Source organism: Clostridium sp. AF15-41, assembly GCF_003604095.1.
Lineage (GTDB): Bacteria > Bacillota > Clostridia > Lachnospirales > Lachnospiraceae > Coprococcus.
In genome coordinates, this window is the sequence record NZ_QTMQ01000007.1 from 118,889 (window position 1) to 131,113 (window position 12,225).

At 41.9% G+C, this 12,225-nt stretch carries 8 protein-coding genes; 7 read left to right on the forward strand and 1 reads right to left on the reverse strand.

The annotated features are described in order from the left end of the window. Window positions 1-336 precede the first annotated feature (336 nt). Window positions 337-2,154: a glutamine--fructose-6-phosphate transaminase (isomerizing) gene (gene glmS, locus DWW43_RS06995; protein WP_119963127.1), complete on the forward strand. Its 1,818-nt coding sequence runs from the start codon at window positions 337-339 to the stop codon at window positions 2,152-2,154. A 43-nt stretch (window positions 2,155-2,197) separates the two neighbouring features. Beyond that, window positions 2,198-3,268, forward strand: coding sequence for a DUF6382 domain-containing protein (locus DWW43_RS07000; protein ID WP_044944649.1), 1,071 nt, complete (start codon window positions 2,198-2,200; stop codon window positions 3,266-3,268). Window positions 3,269-3,657: 389 nt separating this feature from the next. Here DWW43_RS07000 and DWW43_RS07005 read toward each other — a convergent pair whose 3' ends face one another. Continuing rightward, window positions 3,658-4,353, reverse strand: coding sequence for a hypothetical protein (locus DWW43_RS07005; protein WP_008400454.1), 696 nt, complete (start codon window positions 4,351-4,353; stop codon window positions 3,658-3,660). A gap of 267 nt (window positions 4,354-4,620) precedes the next feature. On the opposite strand from DWW43_RS07005, the gene DWW43_RS07010 reads away from it, so the two are divergent. The 5 genes from DWW43_RS07010 (at window position 4,621) to DWW43_RS07030 (ending at window position 12,183) form a co-directional block, all read left to right on the forward strand. Continuing rightward, complete coding sequence (locus DWW43_RS07010; RefSeq protein WP_119963128.1) at window positions 4,621-5,562, forward strand: hypothetical protein; 942 nt, start codon at window positions 4,621-4,623, stop codon at window positions 5,560-5,562. A gap of 99 nt (window positions 5,563-5,661) precedes the next feature. After that, entirely contained in the window at window positions 5,662-8,151 is a 2,490-nt protein-coding gene (locus DWW43_RS07015) for a PAS domain-containing protein (RefSeq protein WP_119963129.1), read from the forward strand. Between the two features lie 24 nt (window positions 8,152-8,175). After that, complete coding sequence (gene mreB / locus DWW43_RS07020) at window positions 8,176-9,168, forward strand: rod shape-determining protein MreB (RefSeq protein WP_008400448.1); 993 nt, start codon at window positions 8,176-8,178, stop codon at window positions 9,166-9,168. A 15-nt stretch (window positions 9,169-9,183) separates the two neighbouring features. Next, window positions 9,184-11,433, forward strand: coding sequence for an ATP-dependent RecD-like DNA helicase (locus DWW43_RS07025; RefSeq protein WP_119963130.1), 2,250 nt, complete (start codon window positions 9,184-9,186; stop codon window positions 11,431-11,433). 27 nt (window positions 11,434-11,460) lie between these two features. Then, the gene (locus DWW43_RS07030) at window positions 11,461-12,183 is read left to right on the forward strand and encodes a ComF family protein (RefSeq protein WP_119963131.1); all 723 of its coding nucleotides are present in this window, start codon (window positions 11,461-11,463) and stop codon (window positions 12,181-12,183) included. Window positions 12,184-12,225: the final 42 nt, after the last annotated feature.

The window sequence follows — 12,225 nt, forward strand, 5'->3', positions numbered from 1 at the left end:
CAAGGAGACAGCAGATTTGGAAAGATTTAGAAATCTTAGCGCCATGTCCCTTTTATCCTGGCATTGAAGGACTGACAGATGCGGTGTAAACGTGGTTGGTCGGTACAGCCTGTTGAGAAGGGTAACGAGGATGGAGGTTATCGAAAATTCGGCGGATGCCTCTACGTAGAGTCCGGATGCGCACATGTATGTCAAATATGGGAGAAATCTCAAAACAAAACAGCATGACCGGATAATTGAATGATGCATTATAAGATAAGACTGTCGCGTTAAGAACGTGATACAGTTACTTAAAGAACAAACTGCATCATATGCCGAAAGGAGTTAATTGAATATATGTGTGGAATCATAGGTTTTACAGGAAGAAAGCCGGCGAAGGACATCCTGATCGATGGACTGGAACGGCTGGAGTACCGAGGCTATGATAGTGCGGGTATTGCACTTTTGAATGATGATGACACTTTGACGATCAGAAAAAAGGCAGGAAGGGTAAGCGAACTCAGAGAGTTATGCAAAGACGGAGAATATTCTTCAACCTGCGGTATCGGACACACGAGATGGGCAACACATGGTGGTGTTACAGATGCAAATGCGCATCCACATAGATGTGGAAATGTTGCATTGATCCATAATGGTATCATTGAGAATTACAGTGATATTATAAGAGAGTATGGTTTAGCAGATAAGCTTGTATCAGAGACCGACTCAGAAGTTGTGGCAGCCTTACTTGATACGTTGTATGAGGGCGATCCGATTACGGCGATTCGGAAAGTTGTAAAGATAATTGCAGGATCGTTTGCATTATGTATCATGTTTGCAGACAGACCCGGAATTATATACGCGGTGAGAAATGTCAGCCCGATGGTTGCGGCTCACAGTGAAGAAGGATCTATCATTGCATCCGATCTGACAGCCATTATTTCATTCTCAAAGGATTATTTTGTTGTGCCAGAATATCATATTCTGACAATGACAGAGGGTGGAATCAAGGTTGAGGACTTAAAGGGCAATGAAGTAAGACCACAGATGCTTGAGATTACATGGGATATCACAGCGGCTCAGAAAGGCGGATTTCCGCATTTCATGTTAAAGGAGATCTATGAGCAGCCGGAATCTCTGAGAAATACGATCACACCAAGAATTGTAAATTCACTTCCTGATTTTACAGAGGACGGAATTGATGATGAGGTGTTCAAAAATTGCGAAAACATTACAGTGATCGCATGCGGAACAGCGATGCATGCAGGAATTGTTGGCAAGGCAATGATCGAATCGGAGCTTCGTATACCGGTAAATGTTGAGATCGCATCGGAATTTCGATATAAAGAACCACTGATCAATGAGAAGACACTGGTTATCGTTACTTCCCAGTCTGGCGAGACGATCGACACTCTGGAGGCGATGCGGTTGGCAAAACGATGTGGTTCAAAGGTTATTTCGATTGTAAATGTAAAGGGTTCTACAATTGCAAGAGAAAGTGATTATGTGTTATACACACATGCCGGACCGGAGATTGCGGTAGCAAGCACAAAGGCATATTCGGTTCAGATGGCAGCAATGTATTTAATCGGTTGCAGACTTGGACTTGTAAAAGGTATTTATTCAGAAGATCGGGCAAAGGAATTTATCGGTAAATTACTTGGAACAATTCCGGTGATCGAAGAAACCCTGCTTCAGGCAGATGAGGTCAAGGCTGTCGCTAATTATATAAAAATGGCTCCGGATGCATTTTTTATCGGAAGGGGCATGGATTATACTCTTTCACTGGAGGGGGCTCTGAAGTTGAAGGAGATATCCTATGTTCATGCGGAGGCTTATGCGGCGGGTGAGTTAAAACATGGTACGATTGCTCTGATCACAGAGAATGTACCGGTTATCGCATTAGCGACTCAGCCGGCTGTTTACGAGAAGATGGTTTCAAATATAAGGGAAGTAAAAGCCAGGGGAGCATATGTTATTCTAATTAGTATGGGTGATGAAGTTACTGATACCCAGATATGTGATAAGCATATAAGAATACCTAAGCAGGATAGTTTGTTTACAGTATTTGCAGCGGCTGTTATTTTGCAGTTGATCGCATATTACACATCGGATGCGAAAGGGCTGGATGTAGATAAACCACGTAATCTTGCCAAGTCTGTTACGGTAGAGTAAAAGGGACTTGAGTGGCTGGAGAATAATTGCGGAGGGTGTTATTATGAGCACAGAGAAGACCTATTTGTGCGACGAGTACAAATTATATTTTAAAATTGAAGATGATGTCCAGATCCTTCATAATGAAGTCGAGCTGTACAATACATCATTTGTAGGAAACAACAGCTTTTGTCATGAAGAGTATATTGATGGACAGAGAGCACTTACATATTCGATTCCGGCCATGATTACGATGAATCAGTTTATCACCAAGAAGATTCACAGAGATGAATTGGTAGATATCATGTTCAGTATAACAGACCAGCTGATGTATCTGAAGGCGAATGATATGCCACTGGGAAAGGTTATCCTGAATATTGGATATATGTATTTGAATCTGGAGGATATGAGTGTACAGCTTGTATTCCTTCCGATTGATAAACCGATGGAAAAATGCAATATGGAGAAGTTCGTCAGAGATCTGATCAACAAACTTGATTTTGCAAATAAAAAAGCATCAGATTGTGGATATGAACTGATCAAGTTTTTTGATCACAATCCATCATTTTATCTGTCAGAGTTCTATAAGTTTATCACAGATATGAAGAATGATAATAATGTTCATCCGGAAGATGAACAGCATTTTATTGTAAGACCGCAGATGGCAGAAGCTGTAGAAGAAAATACAGAAGCTCCGTTGCAGACAACTGTTGTATCAACTCCAAGCTTTAAGCTGGCGAAGGAAGTAAAAGATTATTCCGGCAGTGATATCGGATTCGATGATGACGAATCTGATGCAACATCAACGACAGTTCTTACAAATGCAACAAAAGGCAAACCGGGACCTGTGATCGTTAGAACCAGAACCGGTGAGCGTATCAAGATAGACAAGCCGATCTTCTGTATCGGTAAGTCGGCACAGGGTGTTGATTATCAGGTAACAGACAACAATTCCGTCAGCCGTCGTCATGCATATATCATCAACGTCAATGGCGTTTATTATCTGCGTGATAACAAATCAACCAACCACACCTACCTTGGCGGAAAGATCATCAACAGCGGCACAGACATGATGCTGATCGATGGCAGTAAATTCAAACTTGCAAACGAGGAATTCACATTCCGCGAGAAATAAACAAAATAAAAGTATCGCTTTATGATATCGAACAAATAAATGCTGGATATGATCATTTAAACAAAAGGGGCTTCGTCTTGTTTCTGACAGATGAAGCCTTTTCATATAACTATTCTGTAAGTATTATATCAGTAGGCAGAAAGACAACAGTGTGTAGTATGTATAGATAGAAAAAAGAACAATATCTTTCATGTAGCAGACTTTTTTACTCTGTATAACTTCGAACTAACCTCGCTAAGGTCTCAGTTACGAACGTCGGTCCTTAACAAACCACCATTAGGTGGGAGTTTAGTACCGCTACGTGAGAAATAGAACGAGAGTGTTCTGCGTAGTGAAAGGGTATTGTTCTTTTTTTTAGATAAAAATTGGTGCTGTTGTCGTTCACTCGTTTATTCTTCGGAAGTGTCGGTTTCCGTAGCGTCGGCGGTTTCGGTGGCGACCATCGCCTGATCGATCTCCGTGAGGCTGTCGGATGCGATACTGTAGTATTCGCCATCATCGTTGATAAGTGCTTTTACGACAACGGCATCTTTATATTCAGGATTCTCTGCATGAGAAGTGAGGATGGAGGCAATTCCGTTTGCAAACTTCTTATCGTATTCCTCTTTTTTAACATCGTTATATACGCCATTATTGACATCCTTGTTGAAATCCTCTATATATGACATGATCTCGTCGTAGGATTGGTCTAAGACTGCGATCGGATAAATAGTTACATCCACATAATAATCGCCATTTTCTTTATAACTTTCAGAGACTTCATATTTTGCATTACTATAGATCGTAGTTGCAAGAGTCGTGAAAGTCTGGGTAACCTCGACAGACTTATTTGTATTCAGGTTGTAGTGCGAGATCAGCTGATTTGCCAGATTTGACAGACATTCCTGATACATAGCGAGTGCGTCGGTTTCATTTCCTTTGTTTTCTTTTATATAGTTGGTGTAATCACCTTTGTAATTGACATCGAGAAGATTTTTCACATACGACTGGTATGCAGTAGCTTTCTTCTGACCACAGCCGGTAAGTGAGATAAGACCGATCACGATCATAAGAATGGCTGTCAGATAGTTTCTTGTACGTTTCATGTTGATAAAAATTCCTCCTAACAGTTCGATTTGTATTTTCTTCGTTCAATATAGCACAAAATATGTGCTTTGTAACTAAATTAAGAAAAAATAATTGTGCAAAACAATAAGGGTGTGTTATAATCATTTCAATTGGTGTTTACAGAAAATGAGCATTTGCGCCGGAAAGCATGAGTATCACACACACAATAGAAAGGGATGCCGGTAACAGATCCTGTTAAGACATCGGGCGCAGCTTAAATAATAGATTATTTTGGAGGGATTATCGTGGCAAAAGAGAACAAAGATAATTTTGATGAAACAGAAGTAAAGGCAGAGTCTACATTTAAGACTGTAACATTTGGTGGATATGATAAGAATTCGGTTGATTATTATATTGAGGAGTTAAAGGCTGACCATGAGAAGGAAGTTAATGAGTTAAAAGCAAATGTAAATAAGCTCAGCGAAGCTGTATTAAGCCTTAAGACTATGAGAGAAGTAAACCTGACAGAGTCGAATAAGACGATCGAAGGACTTAAGACTAAGAATTCCGAATATGAAAGCGAGATTGAATCTCTGAAGGAGCAGGTAAACGCTTATAAGCAGAAAGAATTCGAATCCGCAGGAAGATATGAATCCATTTCAAGAACACTCTTAGAGGCAAGAGAGAGCGCAGATGCGCTGATCGCCCAGACGAATAAAGAGTGTGAGGCGCAGCATGCAGAGATGGCTGCAAAGTGTGAAGCAATGGAGAAGGATACAACCGATCGTTGCAATGCACTTGAGACAGAGACAAATGCAAAGTGCAAGCAGATGTATGATGAGACGGAAGCAACCTGCGCAAGTTTGAAGGAACAGGCTTACAGCGACAGCGAGCGTACAAGAAATAAAGCACATGAAGCTGCAGAAGCTTTAAGTGCAAAGACAGATTATGAGTGCAGAACACAGAAAGAAAATGCACAGAAGGAAGCTGAAGCTATTACAAACAAAGCGACCAGCGAAGCATATGTACTCAGAAAGAATGTAAAGAAAGAGTGCGATGCAGTCAGCAAGTATATGGGTGAGTTGCTTGCAGCCTTAGATGGTGTTGTAGATGCATGTTGCGTAACAAAGGATATTGCGGATAAGGCGTTTACAGGTCTAAAGAGTGAAGCAACATCGATGGTATCATCAGACGATGAGAAAGAAGAAACAGCTGCCGGCAGTGAAGACAGCAAGACAGAGGAATAATTTTAACAGCGATATTTAACATACATGAAACTTTTCTATGGCTGACATGGAAAAGTTTTATGTGTCTATGGGGTTGCATAAGAGAAAAGAGGGATACATTTGGAGATAGGTAAAATCAGTAATTATTCAGATTTTCTGAGCCATATTGAATATCCCGCAGTTGTATTCTGCGAGGATGGAGAAGTTTTAAGTATCAACAATGCAGCGGTAAAACTGGTCGGTAATCAGATCGATTCGATTACGATGGCACCGGATAAGTTTATGTCCAGTGATGAGTTTTGGCCGATTTTAAATGAGAAAAAAACGATCATCTGGCATCGACTTCTGCTGAATATAAATAAGAAAAAAAGACTGGTTGTAAGCGGATTTGTCAATCAGTTTGAATATAACGGAAAAAAAGCATATATGGTGCTGTTTGAACTGCGTTCCGATGTAGCAATCGGAAGTATGAGTCTGGAACGTATTATTAACCATGCAGGCATTCTGGCACTGTATCTCTACAAGCCGGACAGCAGATGGCAGACTCGTTATGTAACAAAGAATATAACGGAATTCGGATATAAAGAAGGTGACTTTTACAGTGGAGCTGTAGGCATTCGCGATATTATAGTTAAGAATGACTATGATATCCTGATCGGGAATCTCTATAAGGCGGAGAATACTGGGCATACGGATTTTGAGATGAAGGTACGTTTTGTATCGGCAGAAAGTGCGATCACTACTATGATGCTGAACTGTCATATCGTAAAGTCGCCGGACGGAGGTGCCGATGGCATTGAACTACTATTTGTAAAAGAAAAAAAGCATTCCTATGATGGGGAAAAAGGTGAATATATATTATCTGTTATGAACAAGATCAAGAGTCTTGTGATGGTAAAATCCATTAGCAGAGGACACAACATATTGAAATATATTACACCGAATGCCAGATTGCTTGGAATGAATGTAGATGCACTTATGGCTGGAAATAAATTGACAGAAGACTATATTCATCCGCAGGATCGTGCAAGAGTTATTCAGAATGCGAAGAATGTGTTAAAGAGTGGTGGATCTGATTATGAGGACGAGTATCGTATCGTAGATGATTATGGAAATGTCAGATGGGTTCGTTCCCAGAACAGTATCACACAGGCAGAGGATTCTTCTTATACGATCGAGTTCTTTATAACAGATATTACAGAGAACAAGAAGTTGCAGAACAGTGTAGAGGAAGCTAAGAAAGAGTATGAAGACAAGCTTTCTTACATTATGAACACGACTGTAGATGAGAATGAATATACGAGCGAGAGTATCGATAAAGACAAATGGAACAGTATTGTAAAAGCATTTGCAAGCTTAAGCGGGCTGTATTCAACGGTTGTATCTCCGGCGGGAGATCAGCTTGTAGAACCGGCAGGACCGTCTCTGCATATGGGAAGCTTTTATGATCTTTTTGAAAAACCTCAGTATAAGAGCATCATTGTGAAGTTGAATGAGGTGATCCTTCAGAACAATGTTCCGGTCATCATGGAGATGGATGATGGTATAGATGGAAGTATTATCTGCGGTGCACCGGTTAAGATCGGAGAGAAACATATCGCAACCTGGATTCTGTGCGGATATGATACAGCAGATGTTACAAAGATGAAGAAGGTATATAAGATCCAGTGGAATATGTGCAATATCTTCTCAGAATATGCATATAATGACAAGGTTCTGTCTAAAGAAGCAGAACGGAGCAAATCTGTTGAAATGTTGTTAGAGGAAAAGATCCAGAGACAGAAGATCCTGACAGAAGCACTCAGTTCCATGGACAGCGATGATAATAAGACGATCAGCAATATTTTGGAAAGAACCGGTGATTATCTGGGCATCGATGTTATGGCGATATACTCACTGAACGAAGATCAGGAGTATATGTGCAGCCATATCTGGTCAAGGGAAAAAAGCATGTCTGCGGAAGAATATGTGGAAGAATGGCAGAAGGGTAAGAAATTCTTTGCGCACAGTAAGGAAAGAACATATGACTGCATTGTAGCGGATAAGAACCATGACTTTAAGAATTTTCAGAGTAATATGGAACAGATCGGTGTAACAAGCTTTGTTGCACTCAGTATAGAGATCAATAATATTATCAGCGGATGTATCGTTATGGCGAATAACCATACGGATAAGATATGGTCAGAGGATGATATTGAATTCTCGAAGGATATTCGGAATGTCATTCAGGGTATCCTTGCCAGAATAGAAGGTGATGGTAATATCCGAATGGTAAATAAGCTTCTGGTAGATACTTATAATCATATCAAGATCGGCATCTTTATCCGTGATGAAGAGACGGGGGAGGTATTGTTCTCCAATCAGCCGTTAAATGATATGCTTGGATATGATTTTACAGGAAAAGACAGTAAGACGTTGATCCGTGATCTGAATGATACATTTAAGGGTGTGGCGACCGTACAGAAGCCGTTCCTTACTGAACGGAAAGAGGTAAGCTGGAGAAGCTATATAAGACAGTTCGACAAGATCATGGATTTATCCGAAGTCAGCATGAAATGGCTTGACGGAAGAAAGGCATCTCTTGTAATATTAAGGGATGTACAGGATTAACAGTAACCAGAAAGGGGACCAATCATGGCAAGTTCAGATATCGGTATAGATTTAGGTACCGCCAGTATATTGGTATATGTAAAAGGCAAGGGCGTTGTATTAAAAGAGCCGTCCGTAGTTGCCTATGACAGAGATACAAATAAAATAGTAGCGATCGGTGAAGAAGCCAGACTTATGCTTGGAAGAACACCGGGAAATATCGTAGCAATCCGCCCGCTTCGTCAGGGCGTTATATCGGACTATACAATAACAGAAAAGATGTTAAAGTATTTTGTTCAGAAAGCAGTAGGCAGAAGTTACTTTGGAAGACGACCTCGTATCAGCGTATGTGTGCCTTCACAGGTAACAGAGGTTGAGAAGAAAGCAGTAGAGGACGCAACTTACGCAGCAGGCGCAAGAGACGTGTCTATCATAGAAGAACCGGTGGCAGCAGCAATCGGAGCAGGAATTGATATCTACAGACCATGTGGTAACATGATCGTTGATATCGGTGGCGGAACTTCGGATATCGCGGTTATATCTCTGGGCGGTCCGGTTGTAAGTGCATCCATCAAGGTTGCCGGAGATGATTTTGATGAAGCAATCGTACGTTTTATGAGAAAAAAACACAATCTTCTGATCGGTGAGAGAACTGCAGAGGAGATCAAGATCAAGATCGGTACATGTTTTAGAAGACCTGAGAATATCACACTGGATATCCGCGGAAGAAATCTTGTAACCGGACTTCCGAAGACAGTTACCGTAACCTCAGATGAGACAGAAGAAGCACTCCGAGAACCTGCATCACAGGTATGTGAGGCTGTTCACTCCGTTCTGGAACGTACTCCGCCTGAACTGGCAGCAGATATTGCTGACAGAGGTATTGTATTAACCGGTGGAGGAGCTTTGCTTCATGGACTGGAGGAGCTTCTGGAAGAAAAGACAGGAATTACAACCATGACTGCCGAAGATCCGCTTCGTGCAGTTGCTATCGGAACAGGAAAATATATCGAATTACTCAACAGTAAGAAAGAGTAACGCAGGAGACTTGTTGTGATAAAAGAAGGTTATGTTGAAAAAGTTATCTATAAAAATGACGACAATGGCTACGCCGTTTTCACTGTAGAGGGTGAAGACGGCGAAGACATTTTTGTCGGAACCCTTCACGGTGTCAGTGAGGGAATCTATATATCTGCGGAAGGGGAATATGTCAATCATCCCCAGTATGATCTCCAATTCAAATTTAATTCTTATGAAATAAAAATGCCGGATGATATGATAAGTATAGAACGATATCTGGGTTCCGGTATCATAAAGGGTGTCGGTGAGGCACTGGCAAAACGTATCGTTAAAAAATTCAAGATGGATTCTCTGCGCATAATTGAAGAAGAACCGGAACGACTGGCGGAAGTTAAAGGTATCTCAGAACGAAAAGCAAGAGATATTGCTGTTTCTTATAATGAAAAGAAAGAGATGCAGGATGCGATTATTTTCCTGACCGGATATGGAATATCAATCAATCTGGCGGTAAAGATCTTCAATGAATATGGACAGGAGATGTATAAGATCATCCGGTCAAATCCGTATAAGATTGCAGAGGACATAAACGGTGTCGGATTTAAGACAGCAGATGAGATCGCGGAGCGAATGGGGATCAGCAGTGACTCGGATTTTCGTATCCGCGCGGCACTGTTATATACATTGTTAAATGCGAGCCAGCTCGGACATATGTATCTTCCGAAGCAGATGCTGGTGGCAAAGACCTATTCGCTCTTGGTTGCTGACAATGTACCATATAATGAAGAACTGGAAGATGAGATCGGAAGCCAGATTATAGAACTTCAGATGACGGGTAAGGCGATCGTAAAGGAGCTTGCCGGAGATGTTACTGCTGTCTATGCGGCGGCAAATTATTATATTGAACTGAATTCGGCGAGGATACTGTCAGATATCGATCTGGATTTCACATCAGAGGATCGACCGTTGGATAAGATGCTTGCGCAAATCGAGGAAGCAGAGAAGATCACATTGGAAGAAAAACAAAAACTTGCGATCAAGAATGCGGTCAATAATGGTGTGGCAGTGATCACAGGTGGACCGGGTACCGGTAAAACAACAACGATCAATGCCATGATCAAGATGTTTGAGAAGCTGAATTTGGAACTGCTGCTTGCGGCACCGACCGGACGCGCGGCAAAGAGAATCACCGAGGCAACCGGATATACGGCACAGACGATCCATCGCCTGTTGGAGCTGTCCGGTGGCGGGATTGATGAAGAAGGCAACCGCTCTGCTTATACATTTGTAAGAAATTCAAATAATCCGTTAGAAGCGGATGTGATCATAATAGATGAGATGTCGATGGTAGACAGCAGTCTGTTCTACAGCCTGCTGCAAGCGATCATGCCGGGAACCAGGCTGGTACTGGTAGGAGATTCCAATCAGCTTCCATCGGTCGGACCGGGCAATGTATTAAAGGATATCATTCGTTCAGGGGTATTCTCTGTAACGGTGTTGGACAAGATATTCCGACAGGGTGAGAATAGTGACATTATTACGAATGCCCATTTGATCAATGCGGGAAAGCAGCTCGAGATTAATAATAAGAGCAGGGATTTCTTCTATATTCCAAGACAGGGATCACAGGATATCATTGCGGAATTGAAGCATTTAATCTTAGACAGTTTGCCGGACTTCTTTCAGGTTGACCCGATGAATATCCAGGTGCTTACTCCGATGCGTAAGTATGAGCTGGGTGTCGAGAATCTGAATAAACGATTGCAGGAGATCCTGAATCCTTCGAGCAGAAGCATACCGGAGAAAGAGAAAAATGATGTTGTATTCCGTAAGGGTGACAAGGTCATGCAGATCAAAAACAACTATAAGCTGGAGTGGAAGATCATGGATGCAAAGGACCGCTTTGTGAAGGAAGAGGGCGTAGGTGTATTTAACGGAGATGTTGGTTTTATAAAAGAAATCGATGAATTCGATCAGAAGATTGTTGTTGAATACGACGACGGAAGACTGGTAGATTACCTTTATTCCCAGCTTGATGAACTGGAACATGCTTATGCCATCACGATACATAAATCACAGGGAAGCGAATATCCGGTCGTAGTGATTCCACTTCTTACAGGACCGGCAAAGCTGTTGAACCGGAATCTGCTCTATACGGCAGTTACGAGAGCCAGAAAGGGTGTTGTGATCGTAGGCAATATCGGTCTGGTTAAGACAATGATCGATAATATCGACGAACAGAAGAGGTATACAACATTTGCTGAACGACTGGCAGAACTGGCATAAATTCAGAGTGATAAAGGGGGATAAAATATGCGGGAACAGAATATGTGGAACCGGACGCTTATGGATCTTGTATTTCCAAGGAGATGTCCGATCTGTGATGCAGTTATGGCATATGGCGAACAGGGCATCTGTAACCGGCATAAGACGCTGCCATATGTGACCGGACCGGTCTGTATGAAATGCGGGAAGGAGCTTTCGGAAGCTGAACAGGAATATTGTGAAGACTGCAGGCGACACACCAGAAGCTTCGAGCGGGCATATCCGGTCTTTCGTTATGAGGAGCCGGTTGCATCCAGTGTACTTGCTATTAAATATCATAATAAACGGGAATATGTGGATTATTATGGCAACCTTCTGGCAGAACGTCTCAGAAAAGCAGGGGTTGCAGACCGGATACAGATTATTCTTCCGGTGCCGATACATAAGCGCAGAAGAAAGAAACGTGGCTATAATCAGGCTGAGCTTTTGGCCGAGGTGGTGGGACGACAGCTTCATCTTCCGGTAGATAAGACGCATTTGCTCCGGGTATCAGAGACAGCACCGCAGAAGGAATTATCTCCGCTTGAACGCGCTAATAATATTAAACAGGCATTAGAAGTTAAGATGCTTCCGGTGGAATGGAAGACAGTGTTATTAATAGATGATATCTATACGACAGGGGCAACGGTGCAGGCATGTACAGAAGCCTTGCAGGAGGCCGGAGCGGAACAGGTCTATGTCGGAGTGATATGCGTAGGAGAAGGTCGATGAGATGTAGGTTTGTCAAACATATGTTACACAGATGCCAGATAA

Coding starts and splice junctions, on each gene's coding strand:
- DWW43_RS07005 (WP_008400454.1), bottom strand. CDS start 4,353: ATGAAACGTACAAGAAACTATCTGACAGCCATTCTTATGATCGTGATC.
- DWW43_RS07030 (WP_119963131.1), top strand. CDS start 11,461: ATGCGGGAACAGAATATGTGGAACCGGACGCTTATGGATCTTGTATTT.
- DWW43_RS07000 (WP_044944649.1), top strand. CDS start 2,198: ATGAGCACAGAGAAGACCTATTTGTGCGACGAGTACAAATTATATTTT.
- glmS (WP_119963127.1), top strand. CDS start 337: ATGTGTGGAATCATAGGTTTTACAGGAAGAAAGCCGGCGAAGGACATC.
- mreB (WP_008400448.1), top strand. CDS start 8,176: ATGGCAAGTTCAGATATCGGTATAGATTTAGGTACCGCCAGTATATTG.